Origin of the sequence: Streptomyces sp. NPDC048825, from assembly GCF_043198355.1 — a bacterium.
Classification (GTDB): domain Bacteria; phylum Actinomycetota; class Actinomycetes; order Streptomycetales; family Streptomycetaceae; genus Streptomyces; species Streptomyces xiangluensis.
Window position 1 is genome coordinate 36,861 of the sequence record NZ_JBICUR010000006.1, and the last position, 25,400, is coordinate 62,260.

Here is a 25,400-nt window from a genome sequence, read left to right on the forward strand (position 1 = left end):
GTCGTTGGCTCTCAACGGTCGATGCGCCGGAGATCACTCCGATAGCGCGCGCCGGCGTCCCGGTAGGTGCGTACGGCGTACTCCACCCAGGAGGGATCGACCGGTGTCCCGCGCAGCCGTACCGGGACGCCGAGCGCCATGGTCTTGGGCGGGACCTCGAAGTCCTCGGGCACCAGTGCGGCGGCGCCGACCACCGCGCCCTCACGCACGGTGGCCCGGTTCAGGACGATGGAACCGGACCCGATCAGGCAGTGGCGCTCCACGGTGCAGCCTTCCAGGTGGGCGTTGTGGCCGACCACGCACTCGGGTCCGATCACGGTCGGCCACTGCTCGGTGGTGTGCAGCACGGTTCCGTCCTGGATGCTGGTGCGGGCGCCGACCTCGATACGACCGCCGTGGTCTCCGCGCAGGACCGCCCCGGGCCAGACGCTGGCCTCCGCGCCGATCGACACGCACCCGATCACGACGGCGTCCGGGTGGACGAAGGCGCTGGGATCGATGTCCGGCTCGTCGGGTCCGAGGGCGTAGACCGGCATGGCTGCCACCTCGCTCGTTCTGGTCGGCGGCCCGCCGACGCGACTGACACTCTACTGATAATTTCCGTAACGACAAGATATTGTGTAAGAAGGAGCGGGCTCCCCTGTGGAGGGGCTTGGCTCCGGGCCGTACTGCCGGAGCGCCCTGGATACGCTGATGACGTCGATGTCACGCGACGGCGTGATACATCGGATCGGCCGGCAGCAAAGGAAGTGAAGGACCGTGACTCCACCCACGCGTGAACGCGCGGGCTTCCTGCGTCGCCGGCTAGGCCACGTCGCAGAGGGCCAGCCCGGCCCTGTTGAGGATGTTCAGTGCACCGACGTGGTCGGCGTTCGCGGTCATGCCGCACGCCGTGCACTGGAACGTCGCTTGGGTGGGGCGGTTCTCCTTCGCCACGTGCCCGCAGGAGGGGCAGGTGCGGGAGGTGTTGAGGGGGTCCACCGCGATGACGGTCCGACCGGCGCTTTCAGCCTTGCCTGCGAGGATCGCAAGGAACACCCCCCAACCCGCGTCGAGGATGCTTCGGTTGAGCCCGGCCTTCGCGGCCCGCTGGTTCGGCAGAAACACACCGGGCTGTTCAGGGTCGGCCTTGGGTGCAGGCGCCTTGGTCATGCCCGCGGTGTTCAGCTTCTCGTGTGCGATCGCGTCGTGGTCGCGTACCAGGGTGAGGGCGGTCTTGTGGGCGTGGTCCAGGCGCTGGCGCCGGATCTTCGCGTGGATCTTGGCGACCTTCCGGGCGGCGGCGCGGTGTGCCTTGGTTCGCTGTTTGGTGCGCTTGGGGAACGTTGCCAGGTGTCGCTGCGCTGCGGCGAGTTCCTCGGCCGCCTTCTGGAGGTAGCGGGGGTTGGCGATGTGCTCGCCGGTGGAAGTGGTCAAAAAGTGGGTGACGCCGAGGTCAATACCGATGACCGCATCCGTGGCCGGCAATCGCGCGCAGAGCTTGCTCCTGGCGGATGGTGGGGCGCAGGAGAAACTTGTACGCGCGGATCACGTCTGGCGCCTCCGCTCACGGCGCAGGGCGTCGGCGAGGAGGACGCACGCGGCAGCATTGATCGAGATACCCGCCCCGTCGGCGTATTCCTCGACCTGCCGCTTCAAGTCCGGGGGGACACGCAGGTTCAGCGACTCCCGGCGATCTCCTCTAGCCACAACCAAAACGCTACCACTTTTGACGGTAGCTCAGGCCCAGGTCCGGATGCTGCGCTGCTCCGCAGCGCAGTCACGGATTCGATTCTCCCACCGGCTGAAGCCGGTGGTTCCCTCGAAAGGAAAGTGATGGTGGATCGTGCGTCGCGCGGACCGGGCCGGAGGGAGCGTGCCGACCGGGCCGCAGCGGGGAGCGCACGGCCGGTGGTCAGCCGGCGCCGGGAGGTCGGTGACGTCAGCGCGCGGTCGCTGCTGATGACCATGCTCGGTGAGTACGTACTGCCCAAGGGCACGCCGGTGTGGACCTCCGCGCTGGTGGATGCGCTGGCGATGTTCGGTGTCGAGGAGAAGTCGGCCCGCCAGTCGCTCGCCCGGACCGCGGCAGAGGGCTGGCTGGCCTCCGAGCGGATGGGACGCCGCGTCCGCTGGGCGCTCACCCCACCGGGGCGACGGCTGCTGACCGAGGGCGCGCAGCGCATTTACGACTTCGGCAGCGTGGAGCACACCTGGGACGGCACCTGGCTGGTGGTGTTGGTCTCGGTGCCGGAGTCCAAGCGGGATCTGCGGCACCGGGTGCGTACCCGGCTCACCTGGGCGGGCTTCGGCTCTCCGGAGCCCGGGGTGTGGATCACGCGCCACGCCGACCGTGAGGCAGAGGCGCTCGCTGTCCTGAAGGAACTCGGGCTCGCCGACGACGCGATGTCCTTCAGCGCGACGTACGGTGCCGTGGGCAGCGAGGCGGCCATGGTGGCCCGAGCCTGGGACCTCAGCGAGGTGGAGGACCGCTACGAGGCGTTCATCGACGAGTTCACCGGGCTGCGCCCCACCGACGGTGACGCCGTCCTGCACGCTCAGACCATGCTGGTGCACGAGTGGCGCCGCTTTCCCTTCCTCGATCCACGGCTTCCGTCGAAGCTGCTGCCCGCCAACTGGAGCGGCGCCAAGGCGGCCGAACTCTTCCACAGCAGGCACGCCGAGTGGAGTCCGGTGGCGCTGCGGCGCTGGGAGGAGCTGGCCGAGGTGCACGGCGAGAAGTGAGATCGCGGGGCGCACAGTACCGAACCGCCCGGCTTACCGCTGACGCATCGTCATGTCCTTACACTCCGAGGCCCGGGAAGACCTTGGCCGCGTTGCCGGACAGCACGGCGCGCACGGTGTCCGCGGGCAGGCCCAGCGCACGCAGTGCGGCGATGTTGCGGGAGGCGCCGGGCACCCCCGGCCAGTCGGTGCCGAAGATGCACCGGGTGGCCAGCCTCGCCAGGCCGAACCGGGCGTAGTACTCGGGCAGTTTCCGCGGGGGCAGTCCGGCGAGGTCCAGCCAGACGTTGGGCCTGGCCAGGGCGAGGAACGCCGCGGTGTCGTACCACCAGCCCCGCCCGCCGTGGGCGAAGACGAACTGCACGTCCGGGAAGTCCTCCACGGCGTCGAGCAGGAGCTGCGGATCACCGTACCGGGCGCGGGCACCCGGGAAGCTGGAGGTGCCCGAGTGCACGACGACCGGGACGCCGCGCTCGGCGCAGAGCGCGTACAGCGGGTAGAACTCCTTGTCGGCCGGGTCGAATCCGCCGTGCACGGGGTGCAGTTTGAGCGCGACAGCGCCCAGGTCCAGCTGGCGTTCGGCCTCTGCCACCAGCGGGTGGTGCAGGTGCGGGTTGACGTTTGCCACCAGGCGGAAGCGGACCGGGTTGTACGCGACGATCGGCAGTAGGTCCTCGATCGGCTGGATCCCGGTGGCGCGCGGACTGTACTCGCAGAACAGCAGCGCACGGTCCACGCCCTCGGACTCCAGCAGCGCGTCCAGCCGCTCGGGAACGGGATCGCCCCGCTCGTCGTAGGCGTCGCGCCACGGGTGGTCGCCGGAGAACGTGTCCGCCCACTCGAACCAGGCCGGTTTGAGTGTGGACAGCCTCGGGGCGTGGACGTGCGCGTCGACCACCATCTCGCCGTCGATCACTGCGCCTCCTCGGGATGCGCCGATGGGTCAGCCGCGCGGGTCGTACCCGGCGACGAGTTCGGTGTCCGTGCCGACCGGGCCGTGGCCGGCGGCGCCGCCCGGCAGGCCGATCGGCTCGTCGCGGCCCGGCAGTGACTCGGTGAAGAACCGCTTGTTGTCGGCGACGAAGTCCTTCAGCTCCGGCGGCACCCGGCGGTCCTGGGAGATCGCCTCGACCGGGCATACGGGCTCACAGTTGCCACAGTCGATGCATTCCATCGGGTTGATGTAGAGCTTGCGGTCGCCTTCGTAGATGCAGTCGACGGGGCACTCCTCCATACAGGAGCGGTCCATGACGTCGATGCACGGCTCGGCTATCACGTAGGGCATGGGCTATCGGTCCTCTTCGGTGCTACGCGACGGCGGGGGTCGCCGTGGATACGTCGGTGGAGTGGCCGGGGAACACCGGCTGCTCGGGGTCGATGTGGTGCGCGGCGTTGTTGACGGCGGTCGCCGCCTCCCCGAAGCCGACCGCGATCAGCCGCACCTTGCCGGGGTAGTCGTTGATGTCTCCGGCCGCGTAGACCCCCGGGAGAGAGGTCCGCATGGCCGAATCGACCGGGATGTGGCGCCGGTGGGCGATGTCGATGCCCCAGCCGAGCAGCGGGCCGAGATTGGCGGTGAAGCCGAGGGCGGCGATGATCCCCCGGCAGGGCAGGCGGTACGTCTGCCCGTCGCGCCGGGTGATCTCCACGGCCTCGATGTCCCCGCCGTCGCCGATGACCTTCGACAGCTCGGCTTCGGTGAGGATCTCCACGCCCGCGGCCCGTACGGCGGCCACGGTGGCCGGGTGCGCACGGAAGGTGTCGCGGCGGTGGACCAGGGTCACGGAGGCGGCCAGTGGGTGCAGGGTGAGTGCCCAGTCGAAGGCGCTGTCACCGCCCCCGACGATCACCACGTCCCGGCCCGCGTAGTCGTCCGGCCTGCGCACGAAGTACGCCAGACCGGCTCCCTCGTACGCGGCGGCGGCCGGCAGAGGGCGGGGCGTGAAGGTGCCGATGCCGCCGGTGATGAGCACGGCCCGGGCCCGCACCCGCGCCCCTTGATGCGTGGTCACGGTGAAGGTGTCCGGCCCGCCACCGGCCCCGGGGATCCGCTCCATCGTCTCGGCCCGGTGGCCGAGCAGATAGCACGGGTCGTACGGTGCGGCCTGCTCCAGGAGCCGGTCCACGAGCTCACGTCCCCGCACCGCCGGGAATCCGGCGATGTCGAAGATCTGCTTCTCGGGGTACATGGCGTTGATCTGGCCACCGGGCTCGGGCAGCGAGTCGAGCACGGTCACCGACAGACCGCGAAAACCGGCGTAGTAGGCGGCGAACAGGCCCGTGGGGCCGGCTCCCACGATGAGCAGATCCGTGCTGTGATCCGCGGGGCACGGGGACATGCACGTCCTCCTTGGTGCAGGGGGAAGAGAGTGACTTGCCGAGTGGCAGGGAGAACGTCAGCTTGATGTCGGCGACGAGGGCGCCTCCGCCCAGGAACCGTCGCGGACCATGGCGCGCAGCACGTTGCGGCGGATCTTGCCGGTGGGCGTACGGGGCAGCTCGGGCAGCCCGATCACCCCGCGCGGGCGTTTGAAGGCGGCCAGGCCCTCCCGGCACCAGGCGACGAGGGCGTCCGGGTCGACCTCGCGTCCGGGCCTGGGCACCACGCAGGCGACCGGTTTGTCCAGGCCGTCCGCGTCCGGTACGCCGACCACGGCGACCTCGGCCACGTCCGGATGGGAGAGGAGGCGCTCTTCGACCTCGGCGGGCGCGACCCAGATGCCGCCCGCCTTGAGCAGGTCGTTGGTGCGGCCCATGCACGTGTAGGTGCCGTCGGCGTTGCGGATGTAGGTGTCGCCGGTGCGCACCCAGTCGCCGAGGAAGACCTGACGTGTGGTCTCGGCCCGGCACCAGTAGCCGGTGGCCGCGGACTCCCCGCGGACGTGGAGTTCGCCCGGTGTGCCGTCGCCCTCCACCACGCTGCCCTCGACGTCGCGCAGCTCCACCTTGTACCCGGGAACGGGTTCGCCGGAGGAGCCCGGGTGGACCCGGCCCGAACGGTTGGAGATGAAGATGTGCAGCATCTCGGTGGACCCGATGCCGTCGAGCACCTCCACACCGAACTGTTGCAGCATCCCCTCGTACATCCGCGCGGGCAGCGCTTCTCCGGCCGAGACGCCCACCCGCACCGTCGCGAAGGCGTCGTCCGGGATGTCGGCGCTCGCGAGCAGCGGCCCGAAGAAGCTGGGTGTGCCGAACAGGACCGTGGCCCGGTCGCCGGCCGCCCGCTTCGCGAACAGCGCGGGAGACGGCCTGGAAGGTTCCAGCAGCGCCGTGGCGCCCGCCGCCAGCGGGAAGAACAGCGAGTTTCCGATGCCGTACGCGAAGAAGAGCTTCGCGACCGACAGGCAGCGGTCCTCCGGGCCGATGCCCAGCACCCGCTGCCCGTAGTTCTCCGATACGAATTTGATGTCGACGTGGCGGTGCATGGCCGCCTTGGGCGTACCCGTGGTGCCCGACGTGTACAGCCACAGGGCGGGCGAGTCCGGCCAGGTCGGATACGGCCCGTCGTCCGTACCGGTGCCGACGTCCAGCATCTGCTGCCAGGTGTGTCCCTGGACGTGGCCGGGCAGCCCTGTGCTGTCTTCTCCGGTCAGGACGGTGTGCTCGACCTCCGGCGCCTGCTGGAGCGCCGCGCGTACGACCGGCGCGAACTCGGCGGAGCCCAGCACCACCCGGCAGCGCGCGTCGGCCACCAGCTTGCCCAGTTCCGGACCGGTGAGCATGGTCGACGCGGGGACGGCCACGGCGCCGATGTGGAAGGCGGCGAGGATGCCGGTGAAGAGCTCGATGTCGTCCACCATGCACAGCAGGACGCGCTCCTCCGGACGTACGCCGAGGGCCCGCAGCCCGGCCGCCACGCGGCGGACCTCCGCCGACAGCTGCTCGTAGGTCAGCGTCCGCGTGGGAGTGACGAGCGCCGTGCGGGCGCCGTTGCCCTCCCGCACGTGCCGGTCGACCAGGTAGTCCGCCGTGTTGAACGCCTCAGGCATCCGGCTCACCTCACACCAGTTGGACGTACTCGTAGTCGAACGGTTTGCCGTTGATGCCATTGACCGGCGGTGCGACCCAGCTCGCGATCTTGCCGCGTTCGTACACAGGCTGCATCAGCGACCGTACGAACGCCAGGTCCTCGGCGGTGGGCAGCCAGTGGTGGCGGCCGGCCTCCCAGGTCCGCTCGTCGACGATCGTGCCGTCGGGGGTGACATGGTGGCCGGCGGCGAGGCCGACGTTCCGGTTGAAGCCAGGGTGCGGCAGCCTCAGCCGGAAGCCGATCCCGTGCTCCTCAAGAATCCGGTTCCAGCGCTTGAGGCCGTTCTCGCAGTCGGAGATGTACTCGTCGCGCAGGTCCAGGTTGAGGGCGAGCAGCGCGGGGACCTCGTCCTGCGACCAGGTGCCGTCCGCCTGCGGCTTGTCCAGGAAGGCGCTGTGGTCCGTGAGCCGGTGGTCGTCCTTGCGGCGCTCCTCCTGCCAGCGGCCCTTGAGCCCGGCGGTGTAGTAGTTCGCCGCGTTGGTGGAGGTCTCGCTGCCGAAGAGGTCCAGGGAGACCGTGTAGTGGAAGTTGATGTACTTCTGGATGATGTCCAGGGGGATGCCGCCGCAGGCGGCGATGTCCAACGTGTCGTGCTCGCGGACCAGTTGGGCGCTGCGGGTCACCACGCGGTCGACGCCGGTGGTGCCGACCATCATGTGGTGCGCCTCCTCCTTCAGCATGAAGGTGCAGGTCCGCGACAGCGGATCGAAGGCGCTCTCCTTGAGCGAGCCGAGCTGGTACTTGCCGTCCCGGTCGGTGAAGTACGTGAACATGAAGAAGGCCAGCCAGTCGGCGGTCTCCTCGTTGAACGCGCCCAGGATGCGCGGCGAGTCGGGGCTGCCGGAGTTGCGGTGGAGCAGCGCCTCGGCCTCCTCGCGGCCCTCCCGGCCGAAGTAGGCGTGCAGCAGGTAGACCATCGCCCACAGGTGCCGGCCCTCCTCCACATTGACCTGGAAGAGATTGCGCAGGTCGTACAGGCTCGGGGCGGTCAGGCCAAGGAGGCGCTGCTGCTCGACGGAGGCAGGCTCGGTGTCGCCCTGGATGACGATCAGCCGTTGCAGGTCGGCGCGGTACTCGCCGGGCACCTGCTGCCAGACCGGCTGCCCCCTGTGCTCGCCGAAGGCGACGCGGCGGTCGGGGTCGCGCTCGGCGAGGAAGATGCCCCAGCGGTAGTCGGGCACGTTCACGTGGTCGAAGTGGGCCCAGCCGTCGCGACCGACCGACACGGCGGTACGCAGGTAGACGCCTCGGTTCTCCAGCTCCGGGCCCATTTCGCCCCACCAGTTGAGGAACTTGGGCTGCCAGCCCTCAAGCGCCCGCTGCAGACGGCGGTCGTCGGCGAGAGCGACGTTGTTGGGGATCTTGGAGTCGTAGTCGATCTTCGTGGGCATCGGGTCACACTCGCTTCCGGTCGTAGACCGCTTTCTGGCCGGTGCCGTAGCGGCGCAGCGCGCCCTCGGGGCCGGCGGCGTTGGGGCGTATGAAGATCCAGTTCTGCCAGGCGGTGAGCCGTCCGAAGATCTTGGTCTCGATGGTCTCCGGGCCGACGAACCGGTGGTTGGCCTCCATGCCGGTCAGGGCGTCCGGGCTCAGCGCCGCCCGGCTCTCCAGGACGATGCGGATCTCGTCCTCCCAGTCGATGTCGTCGGGCGCGTCGGTGACGAGGCCGAGCTCGCGGGCCTGGGCGGCGCTCAGCGGCTGCCCGGCCTCGCGGCGCAGCCACTCGACGTGGCCGTCGTCCTGGTAGAAGCGGGACTGGAGGCGGGACAGGCCGTTGCCCATGGGGAAGGTCCCGAAGTTCGCCTCGGAAACGGTGAGTTGGCCTCGCTCGTCGCTGTCCGGGTCCTCGATGGGCGGGCCGTCCAGCATGTACTGCAGATCGCAGGCCAGGGCCAGCTCCAGCAGCAGACCCGCGAAGCAGCTGCCCGGCTCGATAAGTGCGACCAGGCTGCGGCTGGTGACGTCGAGCCGCTTCAGGGTGCGCTTGTAGTAGTGAACGATCTCGTTGCTGAGCCAGTCGCCCTCGGTGGCGGCGCCCAACACCGCCTGCTCATGGGCCAGTACGAGCGCGGAATCGCCCTCCGTGCGGAGCACCCAGGTGCCCAGCTCGGTCTCGTTCGCCCGCAGCCGCAGGATCAGGTCGTCGAGCTCGCGGGTGACGGCAAGCAGCCAGCCGCCGGCGCCCTCGTCGTGGATCGCGGCGGCGTCGGCGGGGGCGTCCTCGACAGGGCCCCGTACGGTGATGCGGACCAGGCCGAGCGGACGGTCGTACTCGGCGCGCACGTACTGGTACGTGATGCCGTCCTCGGTGACATCCCGCTCCAGCGGTGTCAGTTCAACGCCCTCGGCGTCCGTCGGCCGGGTGCTGTGCTCGGCCGCTTCCACGGCGCGCTGTTCGACGACCGTACGGAAGTCCCGGCGCGGGACGACCTCGTCGACCAGCCGCCAGTCCACCGCCGTCTTGCCTCGTACGCCGTCGCTGCGGGTGGCGAAGAGATCGGCCAGATCCTTGCGTACGCGGCGCTTGTCGGTGACCCGGGTCAGCCCGCCGGTCCCGGGCAGCACGCCCAGGAGAGGGACCTCGGGCAGGGACACCGACGAGGAGTTGTCGTCGACCAGCAGGATCCGGTCGCAGGCCAGCGCGAGTTCGTAACCGCCGCCCGCACAGGAGCCGTTGACCGCGGCGAGGAAGGTCAGCCCCGAGTGCTGTGAGGCGTCCTCCATGCTGTTGCGGGTCTCGTTGGTGAACTTGCAGAAGTTCACCTTCCAGTGGTGCGGGGAGGCCGCGAGCATCCGGATGTTCGCCCCGGCGCAGAAGACTTTCTCCTTCGCGCTGGTCACCACCACCGACCGCACCTCGGGGTGCTCGAACCGCAGCCGCTGCAGTGCGTCGTACAACTCGATGTCCACACCCAGGTCATAGGAGTTGAGCTTCAGCTCGTACCCCGGGACCAGGCCGCCCTGCTCGTCGACGTCCATCTCCAGCCAGGCGACCGGCCCGTCGATGCGCAGCTTCCAGTGCCGGTACCTGTCCGGGCTCCGGTCGAAGGTCACCACCACCGTGCCTGTGGACTCCGGCGCTCCGTTCGCGGCTTCGACCACGTCCGGCTTGCTTGCCACCACCATGACGAGCGCCTCCTCGCGCTAGCGCAGGTACCGATAGGGGAATCTTCTACAGAAGTACCGCAGTGCGTCAAGGTTCTGTAGAACATCGGTCTCGACGGGTTCCCCGTTCCGGCCCGGCAGGGTCAGCCCACGCCGAGGAGGCTGTGGGCCCGGGCCCGGTCCTGGCGGAAGTCGGCGGTCGAACTCCTGTGCACGATGCGTCCCTTCTGCATCACCGCCACCTCGTCGGCGAGGCGGAAGGCCAGGTGCAGGTCCTGTTCGACCAGCACGGCCGCGATGCCCTCGCCGCGCAGGCCCTCCAGCAACTCGGCGATCAGGTCGATGACCGCCGGCGCGAGGCCGTCCGACGGCTCGTCCAGGAGCAGCAGCCGCGGGTTCCTCAGCAGCGCCCGGCCGATGGCCAGCATCTGCTGCTCTCCGCCGGAGAGTTGATCGCCCCGGTTGGCGCGCCGCTCGGCGAGGCGGGGCATCAGCTCGTAGACGCGCTCCGGGGTCCAGGGGCCGCCTGTGCCCCTGGACGCCTTGGACGCTCGGGCCGCGATGCGCAGGTTCTCCTCGACCGTGAGGGGCGCGAACACGCGGCGGCCCTGGGGCACGATCGCGACGCCGCTGCGGGCAACGGTGTGCGCGGCCGCTCCGGCGAGTTCGCGTCCGTCCACGCGGATGCTGCCGGAGTACGGCTTGAGCATGCCCATCACGGTGTGGACGAACGTGGACTTGCCGACGCCGTTGCGGCCGAGCAGGGCCACCACGGCGCCGGCGGGGACGGTGAAGTCGACGCCGTCGAGCACGGTGGTACCCGCGTAGCCGGCACGCAGGTCCCGCACGCTGAGCAGGTCGGTGCCGGTCGTCCCGGGCGCCGCCGTCATCCCTGTCGTGTCGGTCATCGCGGTCCTCCGGCATCGGTGAACAGGTCCTCGGTCCTGGCGGAACCGAGATACGCCCGCTGTACGGCCTCGTCGGCCCGGATCGCCTCCGGAGGCCCGGAGGCGAGGACCTTGCCCAGATGCAGCACGGTGACCCGGTCGGCGAGGCGGAACACCACATCCAGGTCGTGCTCGACGATGAGTACGGTCAGGTCCTCGGGGAGGCGCTCCATGAGGGCCACGAACCGCTCGGTCTCGGCGGCGGACATGCCCGCGGTCGGCTCGTCGAACATCACCAGAGCGGGTTCGGTGGCGAGCACCATCGCGACCTCGAGCTGGCGCCGTTCGCCGTGGGACAGTGCGGCCACCTTGTCCCGCGCACGTCCGCACAGTCCGACCGAGTCGAGGTGGCGGCGCGCCTCGGCGTCGGTGTGCCGGAAGCGTCGTGCCGCCCGGTCGAACCGGTGGGCCACGCGGTGGACGCGCTGCACGGCGAGCGCGACGTTGTCCAGGACGGAGCAGTCGAGGAAAAGGCTGGAGTGCTGATACGTGCGCACCATGCCGCGCCGGGCCCGGTCCGCTTCCGGCAGTGACGTGATGTCCTGACCGGACAGCAGGACGCTCCCGCCCGAAGCCCGCAGCGTCCCGGCCACGGTTGCGAACAGCGTTGACTTTCCTGCCCCGTTGGGCCCGATCAGCGCGTGCCGCTCGCCGCGGGCGATCGCCAGGTCCACATCGTCGACGGCGGTGAGCGAGCCGTAGGAGCGGGTGAGCCCCCGCAGTTGCAGAAGGGGGGTCACGAGGGGTTCGGTCACGAAGAGTTCTCCTTTCGGCGGCGCGCACTGGTGAGGTTCCGCAGGCGGGCACGAGTACCGGTGAGGCCCGCCAAGCCGCGCGGCATCAGGAAGACGACGGCGATGAACACCGCGCCCAGCACCAGCGGGCCGTGACCGCCGATCGACGCGGAGAGGTTGTCGCGTACGAGCAGTACGAGCGCCGCACCCAGACAGGGGCCCCACAGACTGCCCGCACCCCCGATGACCACGCTGAGCAGAGCCAGCGCCGCCACTTCGAACCCCATGTCACCGGGCGAGAAGAACCGGGCCTGCTGCGCCCACAGGGCACCGCCGACCCCCGCGACGGCCCCCGCCAGGCAGAAGACGCCGTACCGGGCGAGTGCCGGCCGGTAGCCGAGCGCCCGCATCCGGGCCTCGTTGTCGCGGATGCCCCGCAGCGTCCGGCCGTAGGGGGAACGGACGACCAGCGCGACCGCCGCGAACACCAGGGCCGCCACGGCGAGCACCCACCAGTACACGAACCCCGCGGCGAGCAGCGCCGGACCGCCGAACAGGCTGATAGGGGGCATCCCGGCCAGCCCGTTGCTGCCGCCCACGGCCGACCAGGTGTCGGCCACCTGGTGCACCGACTCGCCGATGGCGAGCGTCAGCATGAGGAACACGATGCCGCGGGCGCGCACGGCCACCCATCCGGTGACCGCGGCCGCCACCAGGCCCATGACCAGGCCCGCCAGCGCCTGCACCATCGCGTCCGGGGTGATGTGGACCCCGACCAGCACCGCCGTGTAGGCGCCGACACCGAAATAGGCCGCCTGCCCCAGCGAGGGCAGCCCTGTGACCCCGGTCAGCAGGTCGACGCCGATCACCAGCACCGCGAACGCCAGCATCCGGGTCATGGCCGACACCGGATAGGGGCTGAGCACCAGCGGGGCGGCCGCCAGCAGCGCGACGACCGCGACGGCGACCGCGACCCGGCGGCGCCCGGGGAGGTCCGCGCCGCCGGGTCCGCTCCGCAGCCGTTCGAGAACGGGCGTCGTCGTGTCCTGCGGTGCGGGCGTGTCGCCGCGCATCGCCTCCGCCTCTGCCTCTGCCTCTGCCTTCATGCGTGCACCCCCGTCCGCGCCGGGAGCAGACCCGCCGGCCGCAGCAGCAGGACCAGCGCCATCGCCGCGAAGACCAGGAACGACGCGTACTCCGGGAGCAGCGCGGTCCCGAGCGCCTGCACCTGCCCGATCAGTACGGCGCCGAGCAGCGCGCCGCGCACCGAGCCCAGACCGCCGATCACCACCACGACCAGCGCGAGCAGCAGCACCTTTTCGTCCAGGCCGGGCTGGGCCCCCAGGATCGGACCGGCCAGGACTCCGCCGACCGCGGCCAGCGCCGCACCCGCGGCGAAGACCCCGACCAGCACCCGGCCGGTGTTGATGCCCAGCGCCGCCACCATCGCCCGGTCGGCGACGGTGGCGCGGATGACCGAGCCCAGCGGGCTGCGCTCCACCAGGACGTAGACGGCCACCGCCAGCACGATGCCGAACCCGATGACGAGCAGCCTGTAGACCGGGTACGTCTCGCCGAGCACCGTGACACCGCCGCCGACCGGCTCGGGGGCGGCGATGGAGTGCACGTCGTTGCCGAAGGCCAGCGACAGCGCTTCGGCGACCACCAGGGCCACACCGAGCGTGAGCAGGGCCTGATCGAGGTGGTGCGTGGTGGCGCGCGTCAAGGCGGCCAGCAGTGCCCCGAGGACGGCTCCGGCCGCGGCGGCCGCCAGGACCGCCAGGACGAAGGCGGCCACTCCCGCGCCGTCCGAAACGAGCGCCACCGCCACGTAGGCGCCGACCAGGTAGACCGCGCCGTGGGCGAGGTTCAGCACGTCCATCATGCCGAACACCAGGGACAGTCCCAGCGCGATGGCGAAGAGCAGGGAGCCCATCGCCAGCCCGTTGAGGACGCTCACCAGATGGGTTGCCATGCCGGACCCGCTCAGTCCAGCTCGCGGACGACCGCGTTGACGGCCGTCCCGCCACTGGACTTGACCTCACGAAGGTAGAACTGCTGCTCCGCGTTCTGGTCGGCGTCGAACTTCCAGGCGCCCCGGGGACTGTCGATGGAACCGACCTCGGCCAGTGCCTTCACCAGGGCGTCACCGCTGTCGCCGCCCGCCTCGGCCAGCGCCTTGTCGAGGACGGCGGCGGTGTCGTAGCCCTGCACGGCGTAGACCGTCGGCGGCTTCTTCGCCGCCTTCTGGTAAGCGTCCACGAACTTCTTGTTGGCTGCGCTGTCCAGTTCTGTCGAGTAGTGCAGGGACGTCTTCACGCCGACCGCGGCCGTGCCCTGCGCGGCGAGCGCCCCGCCCTCGGTGAGGAAGCCGGTGCCGTACAGCGATGTCTTCCCGGCGAGCCCGAACTGCTTGTACTGCTTGACGAAGTTGACCGCCTCGGCGCCCGCGTAGAAGGCGAAGACGGCGTCGGCGCCGGACTTGCGGATCGCCGAAAGGTAAGGCTGGAAGTCCTGCGTCTTGCCGAAGGGGGTGTACTTCTCACCCGCGACCTTGCCGCCGGCGGCCTCGAAGGTCTTGCGGAACCCCGCGACCATCTCCTTGCCCGCGGCGTAGTCGGCTGCGATGAGGTAGACCTTGCCCTTGACCTCCTTGGCGACGGCCGGTCCCAGGGCGGCGGACACGTCACCGTTGCTGAAACTCGTCCGCCACACGTACTCCGACTTGCGGGCTCCGGTGATGTCGTCGGCTCCGGCGTTGGCGATCAGCAGCGGTTTCTTGGACTCGTCGAAGAAGTCGCGCAGTCCCAGGGCCGTGGCCGAGTTGACCACCCCGGCGACGGCACTGACCTGGTCCTGGGTGACGAGTTTCTGGGCGGCGGGCACGCCGGTCTGCGGGCCCTCGCCCTCGTCGGCGGTCACGAGGTCGACCTTGCGCTGGCCGAGTTTGCCGTTGTGCTGGTCGAGGTAGAGCTGGAAGCCTGCGCGTAGGTCTTCGCCGATCGGCGCGTAGACCCCGGACAGCGGCACCAGAAGCCCGATCTTGACGGCGCCAGCGGATTGGTCCCCTCCAGCTTTGCTCCCGCTGGACTCGTCGAGGCTCGACCCGCAGCCCGTCAGTGCCAGGGCGGCCAGAGCTAGACCGGCGATGGTTCTGGACAGAGAGAAGACAGAGACAGCACCCATGACAGCTCCTGAGGTGGGCCGGGGTGAGAAGGATGCGCCAGCATCTACAACTCTCCGTCGTAACGTCAATAGTCTGTAATAGATTGATCGAGCATCGGATCAGTTCCCGGATCCGTCTCCGGCTACGGCTTAAGCCCGCTGCTGCTCTGGCGTCGGGGGGGGGGGGGGGGGGGGGGGGCCCCCCCCCCCCCCCCCCCCCCCCCCCCCGGCCCTCGGTGAGTGCCCGCTGTCAGGGGGGCGGGTACTCATGCCTCCGCAGCGGGCGAAGCGCCGATCAAGTCGTGGATGCGCCTGCGCAGATCCGAGAACTCCGGCAGGGCCTTGACCGCGAGTTCGTCCCGGGGGCGCGGGATGTCGACCGGCAGTTCGGCGACGACCCGGCTGGGCCGTGCGGACAGCACCACGACCCGGTCGGCCATGAAGATCGCCTCGTCGATGTCGTGGGTGATCAGCAGGGTCGTCAGGCCCAGTGCCGCGCTGATCGACGCGGTCATCTCCTCCAGCGCGGTGCGGGTCTGCGCGTCGACGGAGGCGAAGGGCTCGTCCATCAGCAGGACGCGCGGGTGCAGGGCGATGGCGCGCGCGATCGCGACACGCTGCTGCATGCCGCCGGAGAGCTGCCAGGGGAAGTGGTCCGCGAACCCTTCCAGCCGCACCCGCTCGAGGGCCTCACGGGCCCGCTCGCGGCGCACCGCGCGCGGCAGGTCCGACAGCCCGAACTCCACGTTGCGCCGCACTGTCAGCCACGGGAACAGACTGCGGTTGTACTCCTGGAAGACGATGGCGAGGTCGCTGGGGACCCGGTTGACGGGCTGCCCGGCGTAACGCACCTGCCCCTGGTCGGGACGCAGCAGCCCCGACAGACACCGCAGCAGGGTCGTCTTGCCGCAGCCCGAGGGCCCGACGATGGCGACGAACTCCCCGTCGGCGACCGAGAGGGAGACATCGCCGATCGCGTGCGTGGCGGCACCGGTGCCGAGGGAGAAGTGCTTGCCGAGACCGGTCACCTCCAGCAGCTTGTGATCCGTCCGTTCCTTCATGGGTACCGCTTGCTTCGCCTGCTTCGTCATCGGTCCTGCCCTTTCAATCCGTAGAACCAGGCCAAAGCCCGTCGCTCGACCGCGGAGAACAGCAGGGTCAGCAGCCAGCCCAGCACTCCGAGCAGCAGCACACCGGCGTACATCTGGTCGAGTGCGTACAGGCGCTGGGCACGCAGGATGAGGTTCCCGAGACCCGAGGAGGAGGCGATCATCTCGCTGATCACCATCATGATCAGCGAGAGCGCCAGGCCCACCCGCAGCCCCGCCATGATCTGCGGCGTAGCCGCGGGCAGCACCACCCGGCGCAGCAACTCGGCTCTGCCGCCCCGGGCGTAGACCCGGGCGCTGTCGATGTATCCGGCCTCCACCCGGCGTACCCCGTCGGTGGTGTTGAGCAGCACCGGCCACACGGCGCCGAGTGCGATCACGCCGATCCGGGTGGTGTCGCTCGCCCCGAAGGCCAGGATCGCCAGCGGTAGCAGGGCCGGGGCCGGCACCGCGCGCAGGAACTCCAGTCCCGCCCGGCACCAGGGCTCCAGGCCGCGCCACCAGCCGAGCGCCACGCCCAGGACGACACCCGCCAGCGAGCCGATGACGAAGCCTGCCAGAGCCCGCGCCAGGGAGGGCACGATGTCCGTCATGAGGGCGTCGCCGGTGATCAGGTCCACCAGCTCGGTGGCGACGACGCTGAACGGTGGCAGAAGCGCGGTGGTGTCGGCCCGCCCGGCCACCTCCCAGAGCCCCAGCAGCAGGGCGGCGAAACCCCACCCGAGGGCAAGGGCCGTCACCCGTCGCCGGATTCCGCGGCTCCCGCCCCGAGCATTCGCCCTGACGGCTCCGGGCCCGGTGATCCGGTTGGTTTCCGTGGTGGTCATCGCCTGCCCTCCGTGGTGTGCCGCTGCCACCCGGCGAGACGGTTCTCCGCCGCCCGCGCCGCCAGGTCGACCACGACGCCGAACAGCCCGGCCAGCAGGACGGCGGCGAACGCGTCGGTCACGCGCCCGGACTGCTGGGCGGAGTTGAGGTGGTAGCCCAGGCCCGGGCTGCCGGAGACGATCTCGACGGCCACGGCCACGACCACGCCGATGCCAGCGGCGGTGCGCAGGCCCGTGGCGAAGGCGGGAACCGATGCCGGTACGACCACCCGGTACAGCACCCGCGCCCGGGACTGGCCCAGGGCTCGCGCGGAGTCGATCAGCAGCGGATCGACCGTGCGCACTCCGTGCCGGCTGCCGATCAGAACCGGCCACACGGTGGCGAAGGCCACCAGGAACACCTGCAGCCCGATCTGCAGCCCGAACACCACGATGCCCACCGGAATCAGTGCCACGGCGGGCACCGGCCGCAGGAACTCCACGGCCACTCCGGTCACGGAGTCCGCCCACCGGGACAGCCCGGTGACCACACCCAGCGGGAGACCGATCGCCGTGGCGAGCGCCAGTCCCAGTGCCCACGCCTGCGCCGTGTCGCCCAGCGGGCCGGTCAGGGTGCCGTCGGCCAGCCCCGATGCCAGGGCCGATCCGATGGACGCCACGCCGGGCGCGCTCGCCGAGGGCAGCACACCGACGAGCCGCAGCAACTCATAGGCGGCGACCAGCGCGGCGAGGCCCACCGCGCTGCGCGCCACGGCACCGGCCCACCGGGCGCCCGCCCCCGCCGGGCGCCGGGCACGGGTCTGCCTGGTCGCCCCTGCGTCAGCGCTCTTCGGACCGAGCGACGAGAGGCCGGTCATGGGGTGGAGAACCCTTCATCCGCGGCGATCTCACCCTTGGCCAGCTTCTCCTTGGTGAGTACGTCGGCCCAGGCCTGCCAGCCCTTCGCCTCGAAGGACGCGGTGAACACCGGCAGCAGCATCTTCTGGGCCGCCTGCTCGGGAACCTGGGTGAACTGCGGGACCAGGGTGCGGACCTTGTCCGGGTTCTTCTGGGCGTAGGCGTCGGCCTTGGCGATGGCGCGGTTGAAGCGGCCGACGACGTCCTTGTTCTTGCCCAGGTACTGCTCGGAGGTCAGCATCACCGTGTGCGGCCACGTCCCGTTCTGTCCCTCGGTGGAGGAAAGCAACGCGCGTGCTCCGGCGGCCAGTTGAGAGGTGACGAAGGGTTCGGCCGCGTTGACGGCGTCGACCTTGCCCTTCTTCAGCGCGTCGGCCATCTGCGGGAACGGGATCTCCACGAACTTCACCTTCGACGGATCCACCCCTTTGGTGCGCAGTGCGTGCCGCAGCGACAGGTCCGGCAGCTGGTAGAGGGTGTCCACGGCGACCGTCTTGCCCTCGAGGTCGGCGGGCTCGCGCAGCTTGCTGTCCTTGCCGACGAGCAACTGGATGTACGACTTGTTCGGGTCCGGGTCGGGGGCGCTGATCCCGGCGACGGCCACCGCCGGAACGCTGTTGCTGCGCGCCGTCAGCACGGCCGGGGCGTTGAGCATCGCGAACTGCGCCTGGCCGCTGACCACCGAAGGGATCATGGCCGCCGGCTCTGCGTAGCTGATCTTCGCGTCCAGACCCTCGTCGGCGAAGTAGCCCTCGCGGACGGCGATCTCGATCGGGGCGGCCGCGGCCACGGCGATCGCTGAGACGGAGACGGAGACCTTTCCGGAGCCGTCCGCCTTGGCGGTGGAGCCGGCCGTGCCCCCAGAGCCGCAGGCGCTGAGAGTGAGGACGGCTATGACGAGTATTGCGGCCAAGCGTCGCTTCATCGGGACCTCCTGGGTATCGCAGTCACCGGAGGACTCGGCAGTCTCCGGAACAGGGTGGTGAGCCGTCCGGCCGACGGCGTGGCAGGTTCGGACATGACCTACCTCCTTGGCGTCATCGCCAAAGGGATCGCTCGGGGAGACAGGGAATCGGCTGGAGAGCGGAGCTAGAGGGCCAGCGACAGCTCTTCCAGGGGTTCCTCGTCCCGCAGGTGGACGTCCACGGAGAGGAGTTCGCCGGACAGCGGGCAGTAGTGCGCGGTCATGGAGAGTTCGTCGTGCAGGCTGATGCGGTGTGCGCCCGGATCGATGCGGCGGCTCACGGCGCCGGACCGCCAGTGCGTGGAGCCGCGGGAGAGCACAGCACCGGCGGTGGTGTGCACCTCGACGTCCCCGTCGTCCGTCCGTACCAGCCGCAGCGCGGGGCCGAGCGGGTGTCCCGGCGCACCGGGGCCGGGCTCCGCGACGGGCGGCGCCCCGAGCCGTTCGGTGCGCACGGCCAGCCTGCGTTCGCGTGTGCGTTCCTCGTCGACGGCCCCTTCGGCGAGGACGACGCCGTACACCTGCTCGGCGTACGCCGCGCTGACCACTCCGCGTTCGACGTCGGCCGCCACGTCCTGCGGTGCCCGCGACAGGGGGTCCCCCCACCCGCCGCCGCCCTGCCAGGACACGGCGAACACATCGCCGGGGCGCATGGGGAACTCGCCCGGTTTGGGACCGAGTTGCTGCCAGGTGGGCTGGGCGCCGGCGAGGTGCTCTCGCAGCAGGTCCTCGTCGTCGCGGCCCGCACCGGGCGCGAAGCGCTGGCGCACGGTGGCACCGGGCCAGCCGCCGAACAGGCCGACCGAGTTGGGCACTTCGGCGCCGTGCGTCATGACCAGCGCGTTCGCTCCGGCCACCCCGCGCAGCGTCAGCCCCATCTCGCCGGAGTGGCCGCCGCTGCGCGCGCCCGCTCCCGCGGTGTCGGGACGCAGCCGCCGGTACAGGTACAGCAGCGGAGAGACCTGTTCGTTGGACTCCACGTCGGCGATCGCCGGCACCGGCACCGCGACGGGGCCGCCCGCGTCGATGCCGTCGTGGCTCGCGAACGCCCCGGAACCGCCGGCCAGCGGATCGAGGGAGTGCAGACCGAACCGCTCCCCGAACTGGTTGGTCCCGCCGAGGTTGAAGGTGGCCATCGTTCCCGAGCTGACGGCCTGCCCGCGCTCGGCGTACTCGGGCGAGCAGGCGAGCAGCAGATTCAGGGCCCGCTGGACGACGTTGGTGACGGTCCAGATCGTCTCGACGGTGGCGCTGCCCACGGGCGCGGGATGCCGGGCGGTGCACACCAGCCCGTCCGGGGCCACGATGTCGACCGGCCGCAACAGGCCCTCGTTCCAGGCCAGTTCGAAGCCGAGCGTCGGGATCAGCGCTCCCGTCACCCCGCCGCGCAGTCCGGCGCGCGTGGCGTTGATGAAACCGGGGGCCTGGGGGCTGGAACCGCCGAAGTCCAGCGTGAGCCGGTCACCGGTCTTGGTGGCCACCAGGTCGACCGCGTAGAGGCGGTTGGCGTGGCCGTCGTGCTCCAGGAAGTCCCGTACGTGCACCTGGCCGTCCGGGAGCTTGGCGAGCCGGGCGCGGGTCTGGCGCTCCGTGGTGGTGATCATCCGCCGCATCACCTCGGCGACCACGTCCGAGCCGTACCGCGCGAACAGGCTGTGCAGCCGCTCGGTGGCGACATTGATCGTCGCGATGAACGCGCGGATGTCCAGGCCGAGCGAGGCGGGCAGCCGGCTCGCGGAGACGATCATCTCCAGGACGTCGTCGCGCAGTTCGCCCTGGTCCACGAGTTTGACGGCGGGGATGCGCAGGCCCTCCTGGTACACCTCGGTGGCCGTCGGGCACCAGGACGCGAAGTTCATCCCGCCCACGTCGGTTTCGTGTGCCATCACCCCGGCCCAGGCGACCAGCCGGTCGCCGTCGAAGACGGGCCCGGTCATCTGTACGTCGTTCTGGTGGAGGGCGCCGACGTACGGGTCGTTGCCGATGTACATGTCGCCGGCGCGAGGAGCGCGGCGGTTGGTGTTGATGTGCCGGATCAGGGAGCCGACGGGCGGCGCCTCGTGCGCGACCTGGAACCCCATCGTCGCGAACTCCCCGTCCGGCAGATACAGGCCGGTGAAGAAGTCGGAGGCCTCGGTCACCGTGGGGGAGCCGGAGACGCTCTGCAGCGCGATCCGCATCTCCTCGGTCACGGCGAGCAGACGGTTGCGGATGATCTCGTACTGGATGGGATCGAGTGCGGTGCCGGTGGTCGGCGGTTGGTCGTTCACGTGCTTCACGGGCGCCGGGGTGCCGGTCATCTGCTCGCCCCTTCATCTTCTGTGTCGTCGAGGGTCACCACGAAGTCACCCAGCTCGTCGGTGCGGGCGACGGCTCCCGGCGGGACGACCAGCGTCTGACCGGGGAACATCACCAGACAGGGCCCGCTCACCGTCTGGCCCGGCGCGGGGAAGGCGGTCCGGTGGACCTGGCAGTCGACCGGCTCCAGGGGATCGTCGAAGACGACGCCGCGGCTGCCGTGGGGCACCAACTCGTCCCGCGCGGCCGGCCGGACCTGCCCGTCGAGCCGCCGGGAGGCCAGGACCCGCAGGCCGGTCAGCTCGAAGCCTGCTTCGCGGAACGCCGATCCGGCCCCGTACAGGGCCTCGTACTGCTCCTCGAAGCAACGCAGCGTCTTGCCCAGCGCGGCCGGTGAGGAGAGCTCCTCGGCCACGGACACGTCGAGGTGGTGGGCTTGGCCGCGGTAGCGGATGGCCGCCGTCCGCCGGATCGTCAGCCCTCCCGGCTCGCCCTGCGCGGGACCGGCGGTGGAAGCCGCCTCCGCCTCGGCGGTCATCGCCGCGAGCTTCTCGGCCAGCGGTGCGACGTCCTCGGCGCGGATCTCCCCGTCGCCGGGCAGCCGCAGGTAGTGGGGGCGGCTGATCGTGCGCTTGAGCTCGCACGTGCCGGTGCCGAACGCGGACTGCCCGGTCGCGGTGGGGGTGACGACGAACGTACGGATGCCGAGTTCGCGGCAGAGCGCCCAGGCATGGGACGGGCCCTGCCCGCCGCCCGCGAAGAGCACGAACTCGCGTGGGTCGTGGCCCTTTTCGATGGTGACGCTGCGCAGCAGGTCGGCCATCTTGCTGTCCAGCACCTGACGGATGCCCCAGGCGGCCTCGAGGACGCCCAGGCCGAGCGGTTCGGCGACGCGTTCCCTGATCGCGGCGGCCGCCGCGGCCCGGTCGAGCCGCATAGTGCCGCCCGCGAAGTCCTCCTCGTCGAGAACGCCGAGGACCAGGTCGGCGTCCGTGGCCGTCGGTTCGGTGCCGCCGCGCCCGTAGCAGACGGGACCCGGCCGGGCGCCCGCACTGAACGGTCCCACGGTCAGCGCGCCGTCGCGCACGCGGGCGATGCTGCCGCCCCCGGCGCCGATGGTGCCGACGTCGATCGCGGGCCGCTGGATGTCGGCGCCGCCGATGGTGAGGCGGCTGCGCATCAGCGGCTCGCCCTGCACGACGGTGCCCACGTCGAAGCTGGTGCCGCCGACGTCGACGGTGAGCAGGTTCTCGTGGCCGAGGCGCCGACCGATCTCCCGGCAGGCGATGACGCCCGCGGCGGGGCCGGACATCAGGACCGACACCGGCTGGTCGCTGACCACGTCGGCGGAGACCACGCCGCCCTCGCTGGTCATCACGACCACCGGCACGGCGAGCCCGCGCTGCCGAAGGGCCTCGTCCAGGCGGCGCAGGTACGCGCTCATCACCGGCCCGAGCGCCGCGTTGACCGCGGTGGTCGACATCCGGGCGTACTCACCGACCGCGGGCGCGACCTCGTGCGACAGGCTGACGAACAGCTGCGGGAACCTGTCGCGCAGCGCGGCCGCGATCCGCTGCTCGTGCTCGGGGTTGGCGACCGACCACAGCGTGGCCACGGCGACGGCCTCGACCTCTGCGGCGGCGACGAGATCCAGCACGCGGTCGATCTCCGACCGCTCCAGCGGTACGACGACCTGGCCCGCGGAGTCGACGCGTTCGCCGATCTCGAAGACCAGCTGCCGGGGCACCATGGCGGGCCATCGGCCGCGGTTGCGGTAGTCGCCGATCTCCAGCTCGGTCAGCCCGGCCAACTGCCGCTTGAGCCGCCCGATTTCCAGGGTGTCGCGGAAGCCCGCCGTGGTGATCAGCGCCGTACGGGCGGCCGAGGAGGTGAGCAGCGCGTTGAGGCCGGCGGTCGTGCCGTGGCCGAAACGGTCGATCGAGGCGCAGAACGCCTCGACGGACAGCTCGAAGTGGTCTGCGGCGAGCTCCACGGCCCGCAGGATTCCGCCGATGATGTCGGCGGTGCTGGGTGCCTTGAGGACGGCCTGGCGGCCGTCGTCGCCATACACCCACAGGTCGGTGAAGGTGCCACCGACATCGGTGCCCACGCGGAACCTCATGTCTGGTCCTCCATGCCTTCGAGCCAGCTCAGCGCGTCCTCGGCCCAGTGGATCTCGGTGCGGGCGCGGGCGATGTTGCCCTTCATGGCGAGCACCTTGAGCCCGCTGATCATCTTGTGGGAGCTGCGCGGCCGGGTCGCCAGCCGCTTGACCAGCCGGGGGAAGACGCCCCGGTGGAGCTCGCGGAACTGCTGGGTGTAGACGGCCAGCAGGTCCTCGTGGTGCTTGCGGTGGTCCTCCAGGTGTCGGCGGATCACCTCGACGGGGGCGCCGTCCAGGAAGACGAGCTTGACCCGCTCGACATCGCGTATCGGGGCGTAGTCGGTGGGCTCCTCCAGCCAGGCCTGCAGCGCCGCGCCGCCTTGCTCGGTGAGGTGGTAGATCCGCTTCTGCTTGCCGGGATTGCCGGGCGAGGACGTGCTCGTGACCAGGCCCTCGGCCTCCAGCCGACGCAGTTCGGGATAGATCTGGCTGTGCGAGGCGTACCAGAACCAGCCCACCGACTCGCCGAACTCGCGGGCCAGGTCGAATCCGGAGGCCGGTTCGGTGCTCAGGAAGCCGAGCAGCGCGTACTTCAGCGACATCGCTCACCCGGCCTGTGCGGTCGCGGCAGTTGCCTGAGTCACCGTGGGCACGGTGGACGGCCGGTCCAGGCCGAGCATCTCGCGTGCCTCGGCCGGGGTGGCCGGTTCGAGGTTCAGCTCACGCAGGATGCGGACCATGCGCTCCACCAGCTCCACATTGGTCGCCAGCCGTCCGCGCGCGTAGTAGATGTTGTCCTCCAGGCCGACCCGAGCCTGGCCGCCGAGGATCAGGCTGTGCACCGAGGACGGCAGCTGGGCGGGGCCGATTCCGCTGACGCAGAACAGGGAGTTCTCCGGCAGGTCCTCGATGAACCGCTGCAGGTCCTTCGGGGTGTACGCGGTGGCGCCGGACATCAGCTTGTGCGTGCCGAGCACGATGTTGATGTAGTACGGCGGCTTGTCGTAGCCCAGCGCGATCAGGTCCTTGACCCACACCAGGTCGGACAGCGACATCACCTCCCACTCCGGTTTGATGCCGCGGTCCTTCATCGCCTGGGCCAGTTCCAGGCACCGGCTCCAGGAGGTGTCCATGAGCAGTTCGAGGTCGCCGCGGTGCATGCACTGCATCTGCGGGTCGAAGGTGCACATCTCGGCACCGGCGAGGGTGCCCTTGATGCGCTGCTCGAAGGAGATCTCCTGGCGGCCGTCGGCGAGGGTCGCGATCATGTCGCCGCTGATCCCGCCGCCGGTGCTGTTGTTGATGACGATGTCGCTGCGCGAGCGGATCAGTTCGTTGATGCGGCCGTAGATCTCCGGGTCGCAGGTCGCTCCGTCGTCCGGTCGGCGGGCGTGCACCGCGACGATGCTCGCCCCCGCCTCCCAGCAGCGCACCACGTCATCCGCGATCTCCTGCGGCTGGGTGGGCAGATGCGGCGTGACCGACTTGTCTGCCATGCCACCGGTTGGGGCGATCGTGATGATCACTTTTCGGTCAGCCATCGGGGCGCCCTCCATTGGGTGCGGTCCGAGTTGGGACGTGACGCAGCGCACGCTATGACCGCGCCAAGTTAAATGTCAATGCTTACATATAAGTAACCCCCTTCCTTCTCATGAGCAGCGTGGACTCAGGATTCTGTCCAGTGGACGAGTGTCAATCTCAACATGGTGCTGAGGTCCGGTTCCTTCGGGGTTGCGGACGTACGGAAGCTGGCTCCCCTGCAAGAACCGTCCCTCGACTCAGAGGAATCGGTGGCTTGTTCCTGCGCATAAGAGACCGAGCGCGGCCCCGTAGACGAGGTGGCCGAGGAGGCTGAGGCAGAAACTCCCCGGGGTCACGGGAAAGAGCATGTCGGAGCCGTGAGGGATTGGACCGCGGCCAGGAGTCCGCACCAGAGGTGAGGACGCCGTAGCCGACGGACAGCAGTACGGGCCGCGTAGTGATCAGGGAGGGCGGACCGACGCCACTGCCCCGCAGAACACGAAGAAAGGCCACCCCGATTCCGCCGCCGTCACCGAGGTAGCGCCACAGGCCGAGACCGACGTGGGGCGCCGCACTGCTCTTCGAGCAGTTTCTCGATGTCGCTCACTCGCCCCTGTCTCCTTGTCCCCCCTGCCCATGGACGACGACAAGGCTGTTCACGTGGAGCACGACGACGGTCGAGGCGAATGCCCGGGGGACCGCGGAAGAGGTATCCGCCCTGGCTTGATCCGATCCTGTGAGACGTCCGCGCGGGTCGGGCCGTCAGTGGTCGGGTCGGTGGCAGGGACGGGTGGTGTCGGGTGGTATCCACCGGGCAGATGGTCCTGATCCAGCACCGCAATGGTGAGAGGGCTAGGCGTCGGGGCCGATCCGGCCCATGATCGTGGTCAGTCGCCGACGCCCGTTGCTTGAGGCATGGCCCGTCGGTGCACCCATGCGCCGCTGTCCGGTAACGGTCGGCGGTACGGCTCG

General features: G+C 70.4%; 22 protein-coding genes and 1 pseudogene. 1 reads left to right on the forward strand and 22 read right to left on the reverse strand.

What is annotated here, in order from left to right; translation table 11 throughout:
* Positions 1-11: 11 nt before the first annotated feature.
* The 3 genes and pseudogenes from ACGFNK_RS16505 to ACGFNK_RS16515 all read right to left on the reverse strand — a co-directional run bounded on the left by ACGFNK_RS16505 (position 12) and on the right by ACGFNK_RS16515 (position 1,689).
* Positions 12-536, reverse strand: coding sequence for a gamma carbonic anhydrase family protein (locus ACGFNK_RS16505; RefSeq protein ID WP_393416375.1), 525 nt, complete (start codon positions 534-536; stop codon positions 12-14).
* 268 nt (positions 537-804) lie between these two features.
* Positions 805-1,467, reverse strand: a pseudogene (locus ACGFNK_RS16510) (RNA-guided endonuclease InsQ/TnpB family protein); the annotation flags it as partial.
* Between the two features lie 60 nt (positions 1,468-1,527).
* Entirely contained in the window at positions 1,528-1,689 is a 162-nt protein-coding gene (locus ACGFNK_RS16515) for a toxin-antitoxin system HicB family antitoxin (protein WP_393416377.1), read from the reverse strand.
* Between the two features lie 126 nt (positions 1,690-1,815).
* On the opposite strand from ACGFNK_RS16515, the gene ACGFNK_RS16520 reads away from it, so the two are divergent.
* The gene (locus ACGFNK_RS16520) at positions 1,816-2,724 is read left to right on the forward strand and encodes a PaaX family transcriptional regulator C-terminal domain-containing protein (protein ID WP_393416379.1); all 909 of its coding nucleotides are present in this window, start codon (positions 1,816-1,818) and stop codon (positions 2,722-2,724) included.
* Between the two features lie 58 nt (positions 2,725-2,782).
* Here the strand turns inward: ACGFNK_RS16520 and ACGFNK_RS16525 are convergent, their stop codons facing one another.
* The 19 genes from ACGFNK_RS16525 to ACGFNK_RS16615 form a co-directional block, all read right to left on the reverse strand.
* Positions 2,783-3,640, reverse strand: a complete 858-nt coding sequence (locus ACGFNK_RS16525) for an amidohydrolase family protein (protein ID WP_393416381.1) — start codon at positions 3,638-3,640, stop codon at positions 2,783-2,785.
* A 27-nt stretch (positions 3,641-3,667) separates the two neighbouring features.
* On the reverse strand, positions 3,668-4,009 hold the full coding sequence (gene fdxA, locus ACGFNK_RS16530) for a ferredoxin (protein WP_393416383.1): 342 nt from the start codon (positions 4,007-4,009) through the stop codon (positions 3,668-3,670).
* Positions 4,010-4,031: 22 nt separating this feature from the next.
* A complete protein-coding gene (locus ACGFNK_RS16535; protein WP_393416385.1) occupies positions 4,032-5,063 on the reverse strand; it encodes an NAD(P)/FAD-dependent oxidoreductase in 1,032 nt (343 codons plus the stop codon).
* 57 nt (positions 5,064-5,120) lie between these two features.
* Positions 5,121-6,716 carry a benzoate-CoA ligase family protein gene (locus tag ACGFNK_RS16540; RefSeq protein WP_393416387.1) on the reverse strand — a complete coding sequence of 532 codons (1,596 nt, stop codon included), beginning with the start codon at positions 6,714-6,716 and terminating at the stop codon, positions 5,121-5,123.
* Positions 6,717-6,726: 10 nt separating this feature from the next.
* On the reverse strand, positions 6,727-8,148 hold the full coding sequence (gene boxB / locus ACGFNK_RS16545) for a benzoyl-CoA 2,3-epoxidase subunit BoxB (protein WP_393416389.1): 1,422 nt from the start codon (positions 8,146-8,148) through the stop codon (positions 6,727-6,729).
* Between the two features lie 4 nt (positions 8,149-8,152).
* The gene (gene boxC / locus ACGFNK_RS16550; RefSeq protein WP_393416391.1) at positions 8,153-9,883 is read right to left on the reverse strand and encodes a 2,3-epoxybenzoyl-CoA dihydrolase; all 1,731 of its coding nucleotides are present in this window, start codon (positions 9,881-9,883) and stop codon (positions 8,153-8,155) included.
* A gap of 122 nt (positions 9,884-10,005) precedes the next feature.
* Complete coding sequence (locus ACGFNK_RS16555; protein WP_393416980.1) at positions 10,006-10,719, reverse strand: ABC transporter ATP-binding protein; 714 nt, start codon at positions 10,717-10,719, stop codon at positions 10,006-10,008.
* 47 nt (positions 10,720-10,766) lie between these two features.
* Positions 10,767-11,564: an ABC transporter ATP-binding protein gene (locus tag ACGFNK_RS16560; protein ID WP_393416393.1), complete on the reverse strand. Its 798-nt coding sequence runs from the start codon at positions 11,562-11,564 to the stop codon at positions 10,767-10,769.
* Positions 11,561-12,649: a branched-chain amino acid ABC transporter permease gene (locus ACGFNK_RS16565; protein ID WP_393416395.1), complete on the reverse strand. Its 1,089-nt coding sequence runs from the start codon at positions 12,647-12,649 to the stop codon at positions 11,561-11,563. Before ACGFNK_RS16565 ends, ACGFNK_RS16560 begins: the two co-directional genes overlap by 4 nt.
* Positions 12,646-13,518: a branched-chain amino acid ABC transporter permease gene (locus tag ACGFNK_RS16570; protein ID WP_386336150.1), complete on the reverse strand. Its 873-nt coding sequence runs from the start codon at positions 13,516-13,518 to the stop codon at positions 12,646-12,648. The genes ACGFNK_RS16565 and ACGFNK_RS16570 overlap by 4 nt, the downstream gene beginning before the upstream one ends.
* 11 nt (positions 13,519-13,529) lie before the next feature.
* The gene (locus ACGFNK_RS16575) at positions 13,530-14,729 is read right to left on the reverse strand and encodes an ABC transporter substrate-binding protein (protein ID WP_393416397.1); all 1,200 of its coding nucleotides are present in this window, start codon (positions 14,727-14,729) and stop codon (positions 13,530-13,532) included.
* A 245-nt stretch (positions 14,730-14,974) separates the two neighbouring features.
* Entirely contained in the window at positions 14,975-15,799 is an 825-nt protein-coding gene (locus tag ACGFNK_RS16580; RefSeq protein ID WP_393416399.1) for an ABC transporter ATP-binding protein, read from the reverse strand.
* Positions 15,796-16,644: an ABC transporter permease gene (locus tag ACGFNK_RS16585; protein ID WP_393416401.1), complete on the reverse strand. Its 849-nt coding sequence runs from the start codon at positions 16,642-16,644 to the stop codon at positions 15,796-15,798. Before ACGFNK_RS16585 ends, ACGFNK_RS16580 begins: the two co-directional genes overlap by 4 nt.
* Positions 16,641-17,501 carry an ABC transporter permease gene (locus ACGFNK_RS16590; RefSeq protein WP_393416403.1) on the reverse strand — a complete coding sequence of 287 codons (861 nt, stop codon included), beginning with the start codon at positions 17,499-17,501 and terminating at the stop codon, positions 16,641-16,643. Before ACGFNK_RS16590 ends, ACGFNK_RS16585 begins: the two co-directional genes overlap by 4 nt.
* Entirely contained in the window at positions 17,498-18,466 is a 969-nt protein-coding gene (locus tag ACGFNK_RS16595; RefSeq protein WP_393416405.1) for an ABC transporter substrate-binding protein, read from the reverse strand. The genes ACGFNK_RS16590 and ACGFNK_RS16595 overlap by 4 nt, the downstream gene beginning before the upstream one ends.
* Positions 18,467-18,630: 164 nt before the next feature.
* Complete coding sequence (locus ACGFNK_RS16600) at positions 18,631-20,805, reverse strand: hydantoinase B/oxoprolinase family protein (RefSeq protein WP_393416407.1); 2,175 nt, start codon at positions 20,803-20,805, stop codon at positions 18,631-18,633.
* Positions 20,802-22,925 (reverse strand): hydantoinase/oxoprolinase family protein, encoded by a 2,124-nt coding sequence (locus ACGFNK_RS16605; protein WP_393416409.1) that lies wholly within the window; start codon positions 22,923-22,925, stop codon positions 20,802-20,804. Before ACGFNK_RS16605 ends, ACGFNK_RS16600 begins: the two co-directional genes overlap by 4 nt.
* Positions 22,922-23,509 carry a PadR family transcriptional regulator gene (locus tag ACGFNK_RS16610; RefSeq protein WP_393416411.1) on the reverse strand — a complete coding sequence of 196 codons (588 nt, stop codon included), beginning with the start codon at positions 23,507-23,509 and terminating at the stop codon, positions 22,922-22,924. Before ACGFNK_RS16610 ends, ACGFNK_RS16605 begins: the two co-directional genes overlap by 4 nt.
* Positions 23,510-23,512: 3 nt before the next feature.
* Positions 23,513-24,448 carry a 3-keto-5-aminohexanoate cleavage protein gene (locus ACGFNK_RS16615; protein WP_393416413.1) on the reverse strand — a complete coding sequence of 312 codons (936 nt, stop codon included), beginning with the start codon at positions 24,446-24,448 and terminating at the stop codon, positions 23,513-23,515.
* Between the last annotated feature and the right edge of the window lie 952 nt (positions 24,449-25,400).